Genomic DNA, 15956 nt, shown 5'->3' on the forward strand with positions numbered 1-15956 from the left:
GTCCGGCTTTCACGCGCCCCGCGCCGCGGCGCGGCGATAGTGGGGAAGTGCCGCCCTTCGCCCGCCTCTCGCCGAACGCCGCCCTCGAACGCTACCGGCGCTTGCCGCGTCCGTGGCGCCTGCTGGTGCGCGGACTGCTGATCACCTATCTGCTGTATCTGCTGCTGGGCAACGTGTTCCTCAACACGCCGCTGTTCGACATGGCGACCAACCGCAAGCCGGAGAAGTTCCGCATGCAGACCGGGCCGGCGCTGACCATGCTGCCCGGCGTCGTCACCGCCTGGAACCTGCGCATGCGCGGCCATGTGCAGCGCAACGTATGGACCTTGCGCGCCGATCGCGCCAGCGCCCGCATCGCGTTGCTGCCGCTGTTGCACCGCCAGGTGCGCCTGCCGTGGCTGGAGGCGGTGAACATGATCGGCGAGATTGACCGCGTCGCCGACGCCATCCCGCCGCCGCCGCAGAGCGACCGGGGCTGGACCCTGCGCTTCGATGCGATCCACAGCGGCACGCTGCGCCGCGCGCGCATCGGCGCGCTGGCGATCGACGGCAAGGGCCATGGCACGGTGGGCTTCCTCAAGCAGATCCGCGGCGGGCCGTCGGAACTGTTCCCCTCGCAGATCGTGTTCGACGACGCCAGCGTGCGCTACGGCAAGCGCCAGATCGCCGACCAGGCGCACCTAGACGCGCGCTTCTCGTTTCCGCGCCACTACCGCGCGCAGGCGCCGGGCCTGCGCAAGCTCGGCATCGCCGACCTGGCGCTGCAGCTGCACGGACGCAGCGTGGCGCTGCGCATCGACACCGCCGGGGCGCAGACGCAGCTGAGCACTGAACCAGGACTCGGCCGCGTGGATGCGAACCTGCGCATGCTGCGCGGTGAACTGCAGCCGGGCAGCAAGCTCAATTGGCGGGTGCCACTGCACGCCGGCGTCGGCGCTACCGATCGCGGCGTGCTGGCGCTGCTGCTCGACGTCGATCGCGACATGCGGCTGCGCGCGCGCCTGCCCGGCCAGGTCGATCCGCGCAGCATGCTCGATGCCGACCTGCGCATCGCCGGCCGCACGCTGCCCTTCACCGATCCGGCGGCGTTGCTGCCGCGGTTGTCCGGCAGCGTGCAGGCGCGCTGGCATTTCGAATCGCTGAACTGGATCGGCGACCTGCTGGTGCGCAAGCCGTGGTTCCGGCTCGACGGCGGCGGCGATGTGTCCACCGATCTGCGCCTGGCGCACGGCGCATTGCAGCCGGGCAGCCGCCTCGACGTGCCCGACGTCCAGGCCGTGGCCGACGTACTGCGCCTGCGCATCCGCGGCCAGGCGCAGGCGAGCGGACGCATCGTCGGCAGCGCCGCGCAGCCGCGCACGCAGGTGAACGTGCGCATGCATACGTTCGCGCTGGCGCCGGTGGCCGAGCCCAAGGCGATCTTCGTGCACGGCCAGGACCTGCGCCTGGACCTGGACGGCGACGGCACGCTGGCGACACTGCACGACTCGCTGCAGGCGCGCCTGCGCTTCGACGACGCACGCGTGCCCGACCTGCGCGCCTACAACCGCTACCTGCCGGCGGCGCAGGTGCGCGTGCTCGGCGGCAGCGGATCGCTCAGCGGCGACCTGCAACTGGACGCATCCGGACAGGTCGGTGCAGGCAAGATACGCGTGCGCGGCCGCCAGGCGCAGCTGCAGGCCGCCGGGCTTGCCTTGGCGGGCGATCTCGACCTCGACGCGCGATTGCGGCGCGCGGAACTGCACGACAAGCGTTTCGATCTCAGCGGCAGCACGCTGCGCCTGCAGGGCGTGCGCTACGGCGACGGCGCCAAACAGCGCGACTGGTGGGCCACGCTGCGCGTGCCGCAGGGGCGCATCGCCGCGGCGCCGGCCACGCGGGCCGATGCGCAGGTACAGATGCAACTGCGCGATGCCGGTCCGGTACTGGCGGTGTTCGCGCAGCGCAGCAATGCGCCGGCATGGCTGCTCAAGCTGGCCGATGCTGGGCAGTTGAATGCGCGTGGCCAGCTGCGCTGGCGCAAGGACGCGCTGTGGCTGGATCACCTGTCCGCGGAAAACCAGCGGTTGTCGCTGCGTGTGCGCCTGCGCGTCGGCGATGCCGGCACCCAGGGCGCACTGTATGCGCGCTGGGGCGTACTCGGCATCGGCGTGGCGCTGCGCGGCGAACAACGGCAGTGGCATCTGCTCGGAGCGCGCGAGTGGTACGAGCGACAGCCGGCGTGGCTGGCGGACAGCGCGGCCACGCCGGCGCCGTGAGCGGCCGGCGCCGGCTGCGGCGCACGCACGCGGGACGGCACCAGGTGCAGGCCGGTCGCGCCGCGGCGCAGCAGACTGTACTGGGCAGTATCGTTTTGCAGTGCAGCGTGCAATGCGCAAAAAAAGCGCTCAGGATCGACCTGCATCCCGACGTGGGGGAGGGAGCAAAGCCCGCTGGCAGTTCGCTGCCAGCGGGCTTTTTTTTGTTCTTCACCCAACATGAGTGGAGAGGCACACGACCGACTGGTCAGATTCGCTGGTGTCTAGGGCAGCAAACGGGAGGTCGCTTGTGGCCGAACAAGATTGTATGCCCCAGTTGGGCGGCTGGGCTGGGAGGGATGCCGTGTCGGCAAGTGGCGCCATGAGGTGCGCGGGGAGCAGCGCTGGCTGGTGATGGAACTGGACCGGTACCAGATGCGCAGCGGTACTGCATGGGCTGCGGCGGCGTGGTGAATGCCATTCGCGACCGTACGATACGACACATCCGCGACCTGCCGGTGTTTGAAGACCCGGCGGCGTTGCATGTGCCTCGCCTGCGGCTAGTTTGCCGATTCTGCGGTCCGCGGCTGGAGCGACCGGATTGGCTGGAACCTATTGCCGGGTGACGCGGCGACTGGCCGACAGCGTGGCCCGGCTGTGCGCGGTGACGTCGGTGTTGCATGCCGCTGGCTGGCACCGGATCGACTGGAAGACGGCCAAGGCGATCGACACGCGGCACCTGGAGCGCAACCTTGGGGCCGGTGGACCTGGACGGGGTGCGCAGGCTGGCGATGGACGAGTTTGCGATCCAGCGGGGCCATCGCTAGACCGCCGTGGTGGTGGACGTGGAGCGCAAGCGTGGGCTGTGGGTGGGTCGGGGCCGCTCCCGGGCCGAGGTCGGGCCGTGCTTCGAACCTGATTCCCCCCATCGCGCATCCAACGTTGCGAGCCGATAGGGCCGCGGTGGAGGGTGGAGGGCGGCGCAGATCGATCATGGGATCCAGGCCGCCAGGTCCACGCGTCGGTTGAAGCGATGGCAGAACGCGCTCAGGTAGCGCTGTAGGGACTTCGGGGGCAAGGCGTGATGGCGCCATGCCAAGCATTCTGGATGGTGCCCAGCAGGGTGTCGACCCGGATGAGCGCCGGCTCTGTTGGCAGCGGCCGGCCCCGCGGTGTCCTCGCTCACTCCGAGCTGCCGGCGCAGCGCCAGGGCCGGGATGCCGTTCCGTGCTGGCTGAGCGAGTAGATCGCCAGGAACCAGCTGCGCAACGGCGATGTGGCATCGGCGAACAAGGTGCCGCGCGTCGAGCAGGCCTGCTGTTGGCAGCGATTGCATTGGAGCAGGTCGCGGCTGTGCAACGGGCAAGACCGCCGATGTCCACACGCTGGGCAAAAGAAGCCTTGCGGCCATCGTTGTTCAAGTACGGCTTGCCGGCATCGGGCCTGGCTCCCCTAGGACCGCAAGAGCGCCGGCAGGCCCATGCCCGCTTGGAACCGGATCGGGTGCTTCTTGGCCATCGTCGCACCACCTCTGTCGAATCAGCGGCTTGCCGCATCGACCCTCTCCGGCCCAGCGGAGGCGACGGATCGGGAATCAGGTCGCGGTAAGCCCGTCGCGACCGAACTCGCTCCCACATCGGTTGGTGGCACGCCCCGGCGTCCGCCCATAACAGGCCGTCCCGCGCAGGACTTGGCGCAGGCCGGGCCGCATGCGAAGGTAGGTGCATGGCACGTCTCCGGTTCCCCGGCCCTTCATGTTGCTGATGGCGTTGTTGCCGCTGGTGGCGTTCGGCGTGCTGGCCATGGTGCTGGCGCTGCTGCTGGGCGGCATGGTGTTGCTGCGCCGCAAGCCGTTCCTGCTGCTGCGCCTGGAAGGCCAGCATCTGCGCAGGGGCAGCGGCCTACGGCGCTGCCAGGCGCAGGTCGCCGAGCATCGCTGGACCTATCTGCGCCGCGCCGCGGCCGATCCCGCCGCGCCGAGTCTGCTGCTGGTGCACGGCTTCACCGGCAGCAAGGAGAACTGGCTGCCACTGGCGCATGCGCTCGGCGCCCGCTATCACCTGTTCATTCCCGATCTGCCGGGCTGGGCCGAGAGCCAGCGCATCGACGGCGTGGACTACGGCTTCGCCGCGCAGGCCGAGCGCCTGGCCGCGTTCGCCGCGCAGTGCGTGCGCGGTGTGGGCAGCGAATGCGTGCTGGTCGGGCATTCGATGGGCGGCGGCATCGCCGTGCTCGCTGCCGCGCGCCATCCCGACCTGTTCGACCGCGTCGGCCTGCTCAACGCCGCCGGCGTGCGCTTTGCCGACAACGCCTTCGGCCAGGCGGTGCTGGACGGCGAGAACCCGTTCGCGGTGTACGACGCCGACTCGCTGCGTCGCTACATCGACACCGTGTTCCTGCTGGCGCCGAGCAAGCCGCGCATTCCGTCCTGGGCGGTGCCGTCGATCGTCGCCTGGCGTCGCGGCGAGGCCGGCTTCGAGCAGCAAGTGCTGGCGCGGATCGGACGCAGCGAGGAAGCCTTCCTGCCGTTCGAAGAAGCCGCGCGCATCGGCCAGCCGGCGCTGCTGTTGAACTGCCGGCAGGACATGGTGATCGACGCCAGCGCGCTGGCGCTGTACGCCGGGCGCGTGCCGCAGGCGCTGCAGGTGCTGCTCGACGGCAGCGGCCACATGTCCATCGTCGAGAAACCGGACGCGATCGCGCAGGCGATCGAGAACCTGATCCAACGAGGAGTTCCCCGATGAAATGCATTCTGCTCGGCGCGCTGTGCGCCGTCGCCCTGGCCGGTTGCGGCGACCACGTGGCCGAGCGCAAGGCGCAGGCCGCAGCCGAGGCGCAGGCCAAGGCGCAGGCCGCCGACGACCTGGCCAAGCAATACGATGCTGCGGCGAAGTCCGGCAATTGGGACCTGGCGCGCATCCATGGCGCGGCGCTGCTGCAGCAGTATCCCGGCTCGGACGCGGCTGCGCGCATCGAACCCGGCTATGCCGAGGTCAAGGCCAAGGGCGAGGCGGCACGCGAGCTGCGGCGCATGCAAGCCGCCTGGGAGTATTCGCAGGTGCCGGCCGGCAAGGGCACGCAGCGCTCGGCGATGCTGTACAGCCGCGACAAGGTCGATGTGGACGGCAGCGGCCCCAAGCCGGTGCAACTGGTGTTCCGCGACCATCCGGAGTGGAAGCGCAGCGCCTACCTGGTGCTGCAGGCCGGCGATTTCCGCTGCGCCGGCGGCTGCAAGGTGCAGCTCAAGGCCGACGCTGCCGCGCCACGCGCGGCGGCTGCATGGCGGCCGAACACCGACGAGGCGATCGCGATGTTCATCAGCGACGACAAGGCGCTGTGGAAGCTGGCGCGCAAGACCACGGTGCTGCAGATCGAATTTCCGGTGAAGGCCGGCGGCGGTACGCGCACCGCGATGTTCGAGACCGGTGGCCTGGACGGATCGCAGATGCCGGGATGGGATTGAATGCGGCGGCGACCGGCGCACGCCTGCGCCAGGTGCGGCACTGGGTGTTCGACATGGACGGCACGCTGACCCGCGCCGTGCACGATTTCGCGCTGATCCGCAGCGTGCTGCAGATTCCGGAACAGGCCGACATCCTGCAGCACCTGGCCGCGCTGCCGGTCGAGCAGGGCGCGGCCAAGCACGCCTGGCTGCTCGAGCACGAACGCGCGTTGGCCCTGGACGCCGTCGCCGCGCCCGGCGCGCCGTCGCTGCTGCGCACGCTGCACGCGGCCGGTTGTCGGCTGGCGGTGCTGACCCGCAATGCGCGGGAACTGGCGCGGTTGACCCTGCGCGAGATCGGGGTCGAGGACTTGTTCGAGGACGTCGCCATCCTTGGCCGCGACGAAGCGCCGCCCAAGCCGCATCCCGGCGGCCTGCAGCAGCTGGCCGCGCACTGGGGCGTGGCGCCGCATTCGCTGGCGATGGTCGGCGACCACGAATACGACCTGCAGTGCGGGCGCCATGCCGGCGCGACGACGGTGCTGCTGCATCCGGACAACCCGTGGCCGGCGCTGGCCGACCTGCACTTCGCCGATTGCGCCGTGCTGCTGGCGTGGTGGCGCGGCGCGGCGTAGCGGCCTCCCCTGAGTTGCAGGCCATGCCTAGTTGTCGCATCCCGGCCGATCATCTGGCCGCTTGTGGAACAGGATCGGATGCTCCTGGCACCCGTTCTTCATGGCCTGCACAGGCGTTTTGCTGCGCAGCGCCGACTGCGGCAACGGGGGGGTGTACAAGGCCACATCGCGCAGCAAGGTCTGCTCCCTGTCTTCACGGCTGTGGAATCGGTGGGTCTTCAGAACGTCCGCCATGCGGCCGTTGAACCGCTCGACCATGCCGTTGGTTCTCGGGGTCCTGGGTTGGGTCAGCCGGTGCTCTATGCCCAGTTCCTGGCACAGTCGGTCGAACTCATGGTGGCCGCTGGGTTCGCGCTCCTTGCTGGCAAACAGGCGATCCGTGAACTCCTTGCCGTTGTCGGTCAGCCTCTTGCTGATCTTGATCGGGCAGGCCTTGTGCAAGGCTCTCCGGAAGGCCTGTGCACTGGCGGTTGTCTTGTTGGCCTCGAGTTGTACGAACACCCCTCGTGTGGCCCGGTCGATGGCCACGAACAGGTAGCGTCGGCTGCTTTCATCCTGCATCTGCGGCAGGTACTTCACGTCCACATGCACATCGCCCGGCTCGTAGCTCTTGAATGTCCTGGGGGCCACCGCAGGCTCCTGGGGTTTGAGGGCGTTAAGGTTGCCCGCCCCAGGGCGGCGCAGGCGCCGGTCCAGGCCCGGGCGAGAGACACTGAACCGCCCCGGGATACTTGGAATCTCCAACTGTTGAGAGGATGGCGTCATGAGCAAGCAGGCAGTGACGTATTGCCCGGACGTGCGGGAGCGGGCAGTTGGGATGGTGCTGGAGCATCAAGGCGAGCACAGTTCGCCGTGGGCGGCGCTCGCGTCGATTGCCGGGAAGATCGGGTGCGCGGCCGAGACGTTGCGCTGGTGGGTGCGCCGGGCCGAGCGCGACCAAGGGTTGCGCCCAGGCCTGACGACGGAGGAGCGAGCGCGGATGAAGGCGTTGGAGCGGGAGAATCGGGAGCGGCGCCGGGCCAAGGAGATCCTGCGCAAGGCGTCGGCGTCCTTCGCCCAGGCGGGGCTGGACCGCCGTTTCACGCCATGACGGGGTTGGTTGCGGCGCATCGCGCCACCGACGCAGTCGAGCCGATCTGCCGGGTGTTGGAGATGGCGCGGTCGAGGGTCTACAGCCATGCGGCCCGGGAGGCCGATCCCGACGCTCGCCCGGATCGCTGGAGGCGCAGATCCGCCGTGTCCGGGACCAGAACCGCCAGGTCGACGGTGTGCGCAAGGTGTGCAAGCAGTTGCTGCGGGAAGGCCGGCAGGTGGCGCGGTGCACGGTGGATCGCGCATGTCGCCCTGGACCACGAACAGATTGCCCTTGTCGCCCAGCACGACGTGGTCCGCGCGGTTCAGGGCGTTCGACGCGAGCGAGCCGTCCTTGCCCGGATGCATCGCGCTGTTGTCCCGGCATGCCGCCAGCGCGGCCCGGCTCAGTGCTCGCTGGCCTCGTCGTACGGCTTGCCGATGCTTTGGTCGATCCTGCCTACGCCGTCGCGGATCTGCCTGAGCAGCGCGTGGTTCTGGCTCGTCCAGCGCGCGGTTGTCGTCGGCCTTGATCGCCTTGCCGTCGCGTTGCAGGTCGGCGATTGTGCTGGTCTTCTGGCTGTTCGGCAGCGTCAGGCTCGGCGTTTGTTGGGCGGCTGGTGTTCTTCGATGAGGCCAGGCGCCCGCCGGCCCGAAGAAGCGTATGTCCCACGGCATCCTCCACCGATGCGGACCGCGCGAGTGTAGACGCGGGGCCATGGCCCGCAAGCAGCCGCCAGGCCGGTTGCTCGCGGCGGCCTGGCGCCGCCGCAGACCGCGCTTACAGCGCGTAGCCGAACTGCCGCTTGAACTGGTCGTTGAACTCGGCGAAGTCGAACCGCTGGTTCTGGGTGCCGGGGTGCTCGACCTTCAAGGCGCCCATCAGGTTCCCCATCCGTCCGATCGTCAGCCAGTCGCAGCCGCGCTGGATGCCGAAGATCAGGCCGGCGCGGAACGCGTCGCCGCAGCCGGTCGGGTCGACCACGCGGCGCTCGTGCGCCGGCGGGATGTCGTAGGTCTTCTCGGGGGTGTACACCAGCGCGCCCTTCGGGCCCTGGGTGGTGATGTAGGCCTGCACCCGCGCGACGATGTCCTGCTCGTTCCAGCCGATGCGCTCCTGCAGCAGGCTGGACTCGTAGTCGTTGACCACCACGTAGTCGGCCTGTTCGATGAAGGTGCGCAGTTCCGGGCCGTTGAACAGCGGCATCGCCTGGCCGGGGTCGAAGATGAAGGGGATGCCGCCGACGGCGAACTCCTCGGCGTTCTGGATCATGCCTTCGCGTCCGTCCGGGCCGACCAGGCCCAGGGTCACGCCGGGCACGTCCCTTACATGGTTCTCGTAGCTGCGCATCATCGCGCCCGGATGGAATGCGGTGATCTGGTTGTTGTCGTGGTCGGTGGTGATGAACGCCTGCGGGGTGAACAGCTCCTCGATCACCTTGACCCGCGACAGGTCGATGCCCAGCGACTCGAAGTGCTCGCGGTACGGGCCGAAGTCCTGGCCCACCGTGCCCATCGGGATCGGCTGGCCGCCGAGCAGGTGCAGGTTGTAGGCGATGTTGCCGGCGCAGCCGCCGAACTCGCGGCGCATCCGCGGCACCAGGAACGACACGTTCAGGATGTGCACCTTGTCCGGCAGGATGTGGTTCTTGAACTGGTCCGGGAACACCATGATGGTGTCGAAAGCGAGGGAACCACAGATCAGTGCGGACATCGGGCAGGCCTTGGCGAAAGGAAGAGCCCGCATTCAGGCGGGCACAGCGCGGGGTCGCCGCGGCGCAAAGGGTAACGGCTGCCGCCCGGCACGGCCACAAGCGCGATCTGCGACGGTCTCGCCGGGAGCGCGCAACGCGCGGTTTCAGCGAGAATTTTCCTTGCCCGCACCGGGGTGGGTTGCTAGTCTAGCGGACCTCGTTTTCTGCCCATTTTTTCGCCATTCTGGCGACCGCGCGCGCCACCCAGGACCCAATCCCCCGATGTTCAAGAAACTCCGCGGCATGTTCTCCAACGACCTGTCCATCGATCTGGGCACGGCCAACACTCTGATTTACGTGCGCGGCCAGGGCATCGTGCTGAACGAACCGTCGGTGGTCGCGGTGCGCCAGGACCGCGCGATCGGCGGCACCCGCTCGGTGGCCGCGGTCGGCGCCGAGGCCAAGCAGATGCTCGGCCGCACCCCGGGCCACATCACCACCATCCGCCCGATGAAGGACGGGGTCATCGCCGACTTCACCTACACCGAGGCGATGCTGAAGCATTTCATCAAGAAGGTGCACAAGTCGCGCTTCTTGCGCCCCAGCCCGCGCGTGCTGGTCTGCGTGCCGGCCGGCTCGACCCAGGTCGAGCGCCGCGCGATCAAGGAATCGGCCGAAGAGGCCGGCGCCCGCGACGTGTACCTGATCGAGGAACCGATGGCCGCGGCGATCGGCGCCGGCATGCCGGTGACCGAGGCGCGCGGCTCGATGGTCATCGACATCGGCGGCGGCACCACGGAGGTGGCGGTGATCTCGTTGAACGGCATCGTCTACTCGCAGTCGGTGCGCATCGGCGGCGACCGCTTCGACGAGTCGATCACCAACTACGTGCGCCGCAACCACGGCATGCTGATCGGCGAGGCCACCGCCGAGCGGATCAAGCTGGAGATCGGCTGCGCCTACCCGCAGGCGGAAGTGCAGGAGATGGAGATCTCCGGCCGCAACCTCGCCGAGGGCGTGCCGAAGATGATCAAGATCAACTCCAACGAGGTGCTCGAGGCCCTGCACGAGCCGCTGTCGGGGATCGTCTCGGCGGTCAAGCTGGCGCTGGAGCAGACCCCGCCGGAACTGTGCGCCGACGTCGCCGAGCGCGGCATCGTGCTGACCGGCGGCGGCGCGCTGCTGCGCGACCTGGACCGGCTGATCTCCGAGGAGACCGGCCTGCACGTGCAGGTCGCCGACGACCCGCTGACCTGCGTGGCCCGCGGCGGCGGCCGCGCGCTGGAGCTGGTGGACATGCACGGCAACGAGTTCTTCGCGCCGGAGTGATGATGAGGCCGGGAATGGAATGGGGAATGGGGAATCGAACATCCCATCCGCACCGACATTGCCGGCGCCACGTCCGCCACCGTGCCTGCGCCTGGGCCTGATCGAGCCGGGAGCGCGCTGTTGTTTTCCGATTCCCCATTCCCGATTCCCCATTCCCGGCTCTAGCCCGTGCCTCCCTACGCCGGTCCTCCCGTCACCGCCCGCCCGGGCGAAGCCGCCAGCACGCCGCGCCTGCTGGCCTACCTCGCGCTGGCGGTGGTGCTGATCGTGCTCGATGCGCAGGCCGGCTGGCTGGCGCGCCTGCGCAGCCAGACCAACCTGCTGGTGCAGCCGGTCTGGGCGCTGGCCGGGCTGCCCGGCCGGCTCGGGTCGCAGGTGCAGGAGAACGCCGCCAGCCATGCGCAGTTGGTCAAGGAAAACCGCGCGCTGCGCAACGAACTGCTGATCGCCAAGGCGCGCCTGACCCGGCTGCAGACCGCGGCGCTGGACAACGCGCAGTTGCGCGGGCTGCTGGGCGTGGCCGAACGCCGCGGCCTGGACGTGCAGCTGGCGCCTGTGCTGGACATCGACCTGGACCCGACCCGGCAGCGCCTGGTGCTCGATGCCGGCAGCCGCGACGGCGTGCACGTCGGCCAGGCGGTGATCGACGCCGGCGGCCTGATGGGCCAGGTGATCGAGGTGACCCCGCTGCACTCCACGGTACTGCTGCTGACCGACCCGGACCACGCGGTGCCGGTGGTGGTGGCGCGCAACGGCGTGCGCCTGATCGTCTATGGCCGCGGCGACACCCTGGAACTGCGCAACGTGCCGCTCAGCGCCGGCGTCGAAGTCGGCGACGAGATCGTCACCTCGGGTTTGGGCGGGCGCTTCCCGGCCGGCTTCCCGGTCGGCACGGTGTCGGCGCTGCGCCCGGACGACACCCACGCCTTCCTGGTCGGCGCCCTGAAACCGGCGGCGAAGCTGGACCGGGGGCGGGATGTGTTGCTGCTGAAGCCGGGACTCGGGACTCGGGACGCGGGACGCGGACGGCCGGGACCGGGGACCGGGGACCGGGGGCCCGGTAGCGGCAACAGCAACGGCAATGACAGCAATGCGACGCATGGGCCGGCGCAAGGGCGTGGTTCTGTGGCCGCTGCGGCGGCAGCTTCTGCGCCGACCGCTGGCTCGGTATCCGACCGGGCTTCCGCTGCTGACCGGGTCCCCGGTCCCCGGTCCCCGGTCCCCGGTCCCGGCCGTCCGCGTCCCGCGTCCCAAGTCCCGGCGGCTCCGCAGGAGCCGCCGCAATGAGCCGCCTGCGCAGCAAGGGCTGGGTGTTGCCGGTCAGCGTGGTCCTGGCGCTGGTACTGAGCCTGCTGCCGCTGCCGCTGGTGCTGCAGCCGCTGCGTCCATACTGGCTGGCGCTGGTGGTGGCGTACTGGGTCATCGAGACCCCGGACAAGGTCGGGCTGGGCTTCCCCTTCGCCGTCGGCGTGGTCGCCGACCTGCTGTACGGCGGGGTGCTCGGCGAGCAGGCGCTGCGGCTGGTGATCCTGAGCTTCATCCTGCAGCGCTTCCGCGCGCGCATCCGCTTCTTCCCGATGTCGCAGCAGGCGCTGGCGATCGGCGGGTTGCTGGTCAACGACCGCATCATCGCCGCAGCCGTGCACCTGGCGGTGGGCGAGCCGACGCTGCCGTGGAACTACTGGTGGGCGCCGTTGCTGGGCATGGCGCTGTGGCCGCCGCTGTTCGTGCTGCTGGACGCGCTGCGGCTGGGCCGGCGGAGCAAGTAGCATGGCCCTGAACGCGCCGCGCCGCATGCACAAGAACCCCCATGCCGAGGCCGAGCAGTTCCGGCGCCGCGCGGTGCTGGGCTTCCTCTGCGTGCTGAGCGCGCTGGTCGGGCTGGGCGCGTGGTACTTCAAGCTGCAGGTGCTGGACCACGACGTCTACGCGACGCGCTCGGACTCCAACCGCATCAAGCCGCGGCCGGTGGTGCCGGGGCGCGGCATGATCTACGACCGCAACGGCCGCTTGCTGGCCGAGAACGTGCCCGCGTTCCGGCTCGACGTGACCCCGGACAAAGTCGCCGACATGGACGCGCTGCTGGCCGAACTGGGCAAGGTCATCGCGCTGTCGGCGGAGGACCTCGAGCGCTTCCAGGCCGCGCGCAAGGCCAGCCGCAGCTTCCGCCCGATCACCCTGAAGCTGCGAGTCAGCGAGGAGGAACGCGCGCGTTTCGCGGTGGACCGCTGGCGCTTCCCCGGCGTGGAGCTGGAGCCGTACCTGACCCGCCACTATCCCTACGCCGAGCTGTTCGCGCACATCATCGGCTACGTCGGCCGCATCGACGAGAAAGACCTGGAGATGCTCGGCGAAGGCAATGCCGCGCTGACCCACATCGGCAAGTCCGGGCTGGAACGCTATTACGAAGAGGCGCTGCGCGGCAGGGTCGGCTACGAGAAGGTCGAGACCAACGTGCAGGGCCGCGCGATCCGCACCGTCGGCCGGGTGCCGGCGCAGTCCGGCGCCGACCTGCGCCTGTCCATCGACACCGACCTGCAGCGCGCGATGGTCGCCGCGTTCGGCAGCTACCAGGGCTCGGCGGTGGCGATCGATCCGCGCACCGGTGAGATCCTGGCGATGGTCAGCCTGCCGTCCTACGACCCCAATCTGTTCGTCAACGGCATTTCGCATGCCGACTTCCAGGCGCTCAACAGCGATCCGTCGCGGCCGCAGTTCAACCGGCTGGTGCTGGGCGGGGTGGCGCCGGGCTCGACCATCAAGCCGTTCATGGGCCTGGCCGGGCTGGACAGCGGCACGCGCCGTCCGCAGGACAAGATCCTGTCCACCGGCATGTTCTACCTGCCCGGGGTCAGTCGCGGCTGGGGCGACTCGCACCGCGGCGGGCACGGCTGGACCGATCTGCGCAAGTCGATCTCGCAGTCGGTCAACACGTACTACTACAAGCTGGCCATCGACATGGGCATCACCAAGGTCGACCAGTACATGTCCCGCTACGGCTTCGGCGCGCCCACCGGCATCGACCTGATGGGCGAGAGCGGCGGCATCGTGCCGTCGCCGGCCTACAAGATGAAGAGCCGCAAGGAAGCGTGGTATCCCGGCGACACGGTCAACATCGCCATCGGCCAGGGCGACTGGAAAGTGACGCCGCTGCAACTGGTGCGCGCCGTGTCGGGCGTCGCCGACGGCCGGCTGCGCACCCCGCACCTGGTGATGGCCCGGCGCAGCGCATTCGACCAGCCGTGGGCGCCGGTGCCGCTCGGCGCGGGCAAGCCGATCAGCGACAATCCCGACAATCTGCAGGCGGTGCGCGAGGGCATGATGGATACCATGCGCCCGGGCGGCAGCGGCTACTCGATCACCGTCGGCGCCCCATACCAGATGGCCGGCAAGACCGGCACCGCGCAGGTGGTCAGCCGCAAGGGTCTGGCCGCGGTGGATCCGCGCAGCCTGCCGATGCACCTGCGGCATCGGTCGCTGTTTGAAGGCTTCGCCCCGGCCCAGGCCCCGACCATCGCGCTGGCGATCGCGGTGGAGGGCGGCGGTTACGGCGCCAGTACCGCCGCGCCGATCGCGCGCAAGCTCTTCGATGCCTGGCTGCTCGGCCGCCTGCCCGCCGGCATCGAGCCGCTGGACAGCCTGCGCGGCGCTACCGCGTTCGGCAGCCAGCTGCACTACGCCGAGGATCCGGGCTCGCGCGGCGCCGCCGACGCGATCGCGCTGGCGGCCGGTGAGTGCCCGGTGCTGATCGGCCCGGTCCAGGTGGACGCCGCCGCCGTGCCGCTGCAGGCCGCGCCGCCGCCGATTCCTGACGAGATCCCGGACGAGCGATGAAGGATTTCCTGCGCTGGCTGGCCGATCTCGGCGGCCGCTTCGCCCGCACCCTGGACTGGCCGCTGTGCCTGGCCCTGGCGGCGCTGATGGTGATCGGCCTGGCCGTGCTCAAGAGTGCCGGCGGCAACCATCTGATGATGGCGCAGGGCATCCGCTTCGCCACCGGCGCCGCGGCGATGTGGTGCCTGTCGCGGGTCTCGGCGCTGCGCCTGCGCGTCTGGACGCCGCTGATCTACGCGCTGTCGATGCTGCCGCTGCTAGCGGTGTTCGCGCTGGGCACCGGCAAGTATGGCCGACAGTGGCTGGATCTGAAGGTGTTCTACCTGCAGCCGGCCGAGTTGCTGAAGATCAGCATGCCGATGATGGTCGCCTGGTACCTGCACCGCGTGCCGCTGCCGCCGCGCCTGCCCACGGTGCTGGTCAGTGCGGCGATCATCGGCCTGCCGACCGTGCTGATCATGCTGCAGCCGGATTTCGGCACCGGCGTGCTGATCGCCGCCAGCGGCGGCTTCGTGCTGCTGCTGGCCGGGCTGCCGTGGTGGTGGGTGGGCATCGCGGTCGGCGGCGTCGCCGCGGCCGCGCCGGCGGCCTGGCTCTGGTTCCTGCGGCCGTACCAGAAGGACCGCATCATGATGTTCCTCGATCCGGAGAACGACGCGCTGGGCGCGGGCTGGAACATCATCCAGTCCAAGATCGCGATCGGCTCCGGTGGCCTGCACGGCAAGGGCTGGGGCCTGGGCTCGCAGTCGCACCTGAACTTCATCCCCGAGCAGACCACCGATTTCGCGTTCTCGGTGCTCAGCGAGGAATTCGGCTGGATCGGCGTGGCCACGGTCCTGGTCCTGTACCTGGTGGTGATCGGGCGCTGCCTGTGGATCGCCGCGCAGGCGCGCGACACGTTCTCGCGGCTGCTCGCCGGCGCCATCGGCCTGGCCTTCTTCGTCTATGTGCTGGTCAACGGCGGCATGATCTCCGGGCTGCTGCCGGTGGTCGGGGTGCCGATGCCGTTGATGAGCTACGGCGGTACCTCCGCCGTGTCGCTGCTGGCCGGCCTGGGCCTGGTGATGGCGGTCAAGGCGCACCGTCCGGTGCACGGCTACTAGGGTGCGCCGGCCGTCCCGACTGTGGGCGACGCGCGTGTCCGCACGCGCCGCAGCACTGCCGTCAGCCGATGCCGCGCGGGGCGCTCTGCGCGACCGGCCGGCGCGTCGGCGGTCGTGGGCACTGGTTTAACCTCGAGCAAGCAGCCATGTGACCAACGATTGCAGCGCGTGTCGGCACGGCGGACAATTGGCGCCGATGCCAAGCCGCGGTGCCGCCTGGCGCGGCCTGTCGTGAGTGCAGGATCTGTTCCGGGCAAGCCATGCGCGGCATCCGTGCCGCCAGTCCGCGTCCGCCGTGGGAGCCAGCGCACGCCGATTCGGGTCCGCTCCAGTTCTGGCCTTAGCCCTTCTCCCGTCTGCCTGTGATTCCTGTCCGCTCGGCTGTGCCGGCATGGATGCGTGTCGATGAAATTCCTGAAACGGTTGCTGCTGGCCGGCGTTGCGTTGGGCCTGAGTGGCTATGCGCTGGTCCGCTACTGCTTTCCATCCGGCACGCTGCACTGCGGCGGCTACGGCCGCGCCAGCGTGGTGCAGCCGGCGGTGCCGCCACAGGGCCTGGTGATCCTGCTCGCCAGCGGCACGCCGGCGCAGCGCCAGGCCGCGGCGGCGCC

The 15956-nt window shown here is 69.8% G+C and carries 12 protein-coding genes, 4 pseudogenes and 1 other annotated feature; of the genes and pseudogenes, 12 read left to right on the forward strand and 4 right to left on the reverse strand.

What is annotated here, in order from left to right; all coding sequences use genetic code 11:
• The first annotated feature begins 47 nt into the window (after window positions 1-47).
• From G4Q83_RS16065 to G4Q83_RS24740, 3 genes are all read left to right on the forward strand, one after another.
• Window positions 48-2258: a hypothetical protein gene (locus G4Q83_RS16065; protein ID WP_128419362.1), complete on the forward strand. Its 2211-nt coding sequence runs from the start codon at window positions 48-50 to the stop codon at window positions 2256-2258.
• Between the two features lie 431 nt (window positions 2259-2689).
• Complete coding sequence (locus tag G4Q83_RS24735) at window positions 2690-2863, forward strand: transposase family protein (protein ID WP_128419361.1); 174 nt, start codon at window positions 2690-2692, stop codon at window positions 2861-2863.
• A gap of 38 nt (window positions 2864-2901) precedes the next feature.
• Entirely contained in the window at window positions 2902-3156 is a 255-nt protein-coding gene (locus G4Q83_RS24740) for a hypothetical protein (RefSeq protein WP_425509773.1), read from the forward strand.
• A gap of 263 nt (window positions 3157-3419) precedes the next feature.
• Here G4Q83_RS24740 and G4Q83_RS24745 read toward each other — a convergent pair.
• Window positions 3420-3626, reverse strand: a pseudogene (locus G4Q83_RS24745) (hypothetical protein); the annotation flags it as partial.
• Between the two features lie 374 nt (window positions 3627-4000).
• Here G4Q83_RS24745 and G4Q83_RS16085 point away from each other — a divergent pair.
• From G4Q83_RS16085 to G4Q83_RS16095, 3 genes are read left to right on the forward strand one after another with little or no spacing between them, the layout of a single operon-like run.
• Complete coding sequence (locus G4Q83_RS16085) at window positions 4001-4981, forward strand: alpha/beta hydrolase (RefSeq protein ID WP_246432122.1); 981 nt, start codon at window positions 4001-4003, stop codon at window positions 4979-4981.
• On the forward strand, window positions 4978-5700 hold the full coding sequence (locus tag G4Q83_RS16090) for a hypothetical protein (RefSeq protein ID WP_128419358.1): 723 nt from the start codon (window positions 4978-4980) through the stop codon (window positions 5698-5700). The genes G4Q83_RS16085 and G4Q83_RS16090 overlap by 4 nt, the downstream gene beginning before the upstream one ends.
• Window positions 5691-6314, forward strand: a complete 624-nt coding sequence (locus G4Q83_RS16095; RefSeq protein WP_128419357.1) for an HAD family hydrolase — start codon at window positions 5691-5693, stop codon at window positions 6312-6314. Before G4Q83_RS16090 ends, G4Q83_RS16095 begins: the two co-directional genes overlap by 10 nt.
• Window positions 6315-6341: 27 nt before the next feature.
• Here the strand turns inward: G4Q83_RS16095 and G4Q83_RS16100 are convergent.
• A pseudogene (locus tag G4Q83_RS16100) lies at window positions 6342-7025 on the reverse strand (DDE-type integrase/transposase/recombinase); the annotation flags it as partial.
• 52 nt (window positions 7026-7077) lie between these two features.
• Here G4Q83_RS16100 and G4Q83_RS24750 point away from each other — a divergent pair.
• A pseudogene (locus tag G4Q83_RS24750) lies at window positions 7078-7239 on the forward strand (IS3 family transposase); the annotation flags it as partial.
• Between the two features lie 119 nt (window positions 7240-7358).
• Window positions 7359-7474, forward strand: a sequence feature (AL1L pseudoknot).
• A 166-nt stretch (window positions 7475-7640) separates the two neighbouring features.
• Here G4Q83_RS24750 and G4Q83_RS23540 read toward each other — a convergent pair.
• A pseudogene (locus G4Q83_RS23540) lies at window positions 7641-7963 on the reverse strand (XVIPCD domain-containing protein); the annotation flags it as partial.
• 203 nt (window positions 7964-8166) lie between these two features.
• Complete coding sequence (locus G4Q83_RS16115; protein ID WP_128419355.1) at window positions 8167-9099, reverse strand: carbohydrate kinase family protein; 933 nt, start codon at window positions 9097-9099, stop codon at window positions 8167-8169.
• A 262-nt stretch (window positions 9100-9361) separates the two neighbouring features.
• Between G4Q83_RS16115 and G4Q83_RS16120 the strand changes: the two genes are divergently transcribed.
• From G4Q83_RS16120 to rodA, 5 genes are all read left to right on the forward strand, one after another.
• Window positions 9362-10408: a rod shape-determining protein gene (locus G4Q83_RS16120; RefSeq protein WP_128419354.1), complete on the forward strand. Its 1047-nt coding sequence runs from the start codon at window positions 9362-9364 to the stop codon at window positions 10406-10408.
• Window positions 10409-10576: 168 nt separating this feature from the next.
• On the forward strand, window positions 10577-11695 hold the full coding sequence (gene mreC / locus G4Q83_RS16125) for a rod shape-determining protein MreC (protein WP_128419353.1): 1119 nt from the start codon (window positions 10577-10579) through the stop codon (window positions 11693-11695).
• Window positions 11692-12177 (forward strand): rod shape-determining protein MreD, encoded by a 486-nt coding sequence (gene mreD, locus G4Q83_RS16130; RefSeq protein WP_128419352.1) that lies wholly within the window; start codon window positions 11692-11694, stop codon window positions 12175-12177. Before mreC ends, mreD begins: the two co-directional genes overlap by 4 nt.
• A gap of 1 nt (window position 12178) precedes the next feature.
• Entirely contained in the window at window positions 12179-14242 is a 2064-nt protein-coding gene (gene mrdA, locus G4Q83_RS16135; protein ID WP_128419351.1) for a penicillin-binding protein 2, read from the forward strand.
• Window positions 14239-15345 carry a rod shape-determining protein RodA gene (rodA, locus tag G4Q83_RS16140; protein WP_128419350.1) on the forward strand — a complete coding sequence of 369 codons (1107 nt, stop codon included), beginning with the start codon at window positions 14239-14241 and terminating at the stop codon, window positions 15343-15345. Before mrdA ends, rodA begins: the two co-directional genes overlap by 4 nt.
• Window positions 15346-15956 lie beyond the last annotated feature (611 nt).

This window comes from Xanthomonas theicola (assembly GCF_014236795.1).
Taxonomy (GTDB): Bacteria; Pseudomonadota; Gammaproteobacteria; order Xanthomonadales; family Xanthomonadaceae; genus Xanthomonas_A; species Xanthomonas_A theicola.

Excerpts from the sequence above, each read along its gene's own strand:
- G4Q83_RS24735 (WP_128419361.1), top strand. The coding sequence starts at position 2,690 with ATGGGCTGCGGCGGCGTGGTGAATGCCATTCGCGACCGTACGATACGA.
- G4Q83_RS16090 (WP_128419358.1), top strand. The coding sequence starts at position 4,978 with ATGAAATGCATTCTGCTCGGCGCGCTGTGCGCCGTCGCCCTGGCCGGT.
- rodA (WP_128419350.1), top strand. The coding sequence starts at position 14,239 with ATGAAGGATTTCCTGCGCTGGCTGGCCGATCTCGGCGGCCGCTTCGCC.
- mrdA (WP_128419351.1), top strand. The coding sequence starts at position 12,179 with ATGGCCCTGAACGCGCCGCGCCGCATGCACAAGAACCCCCATGCCGAG.
- G4Q83_RS16120 (WP_128419354.1), top strand. The coding sequence starts at position 9,362 with ATGTTCAAGAAACTCCGCGGCATGTTCTCCAACGACCTGTCCATCGAT.
- mreD (WP_128419352.1), top strand. The coding sequence starts at position 11,692 with ATGAGCCGCCTGCGCAGCAAGGGCTGGGTGTTGCCGGTCAGCGTGGTC.
- G4Q83_RS16115 (WP_128419355.1), bottom strand. The coding sequence starts at position 9,099 with ATGTCCGCACTGATCTGTGGTTCCCTCGCTTTCGACACCATCATGGTG.
- G4Q83_RS16095 (WP_128419357.1), top strand. The coding sequence starts at position 5,691 with ATGGGATTGAATGCGGCGGCGACCGGCGCACGCCTGCGCCAGGTGCGG.
- G4Q83_RS16085 (WP_246432122.1), top strand. The coding sequence starts at position 4,001 with ATGGCGTTGTTGCCGCTGGTGGCGTTCGGCGTGCTGGCCATGGTGCTG.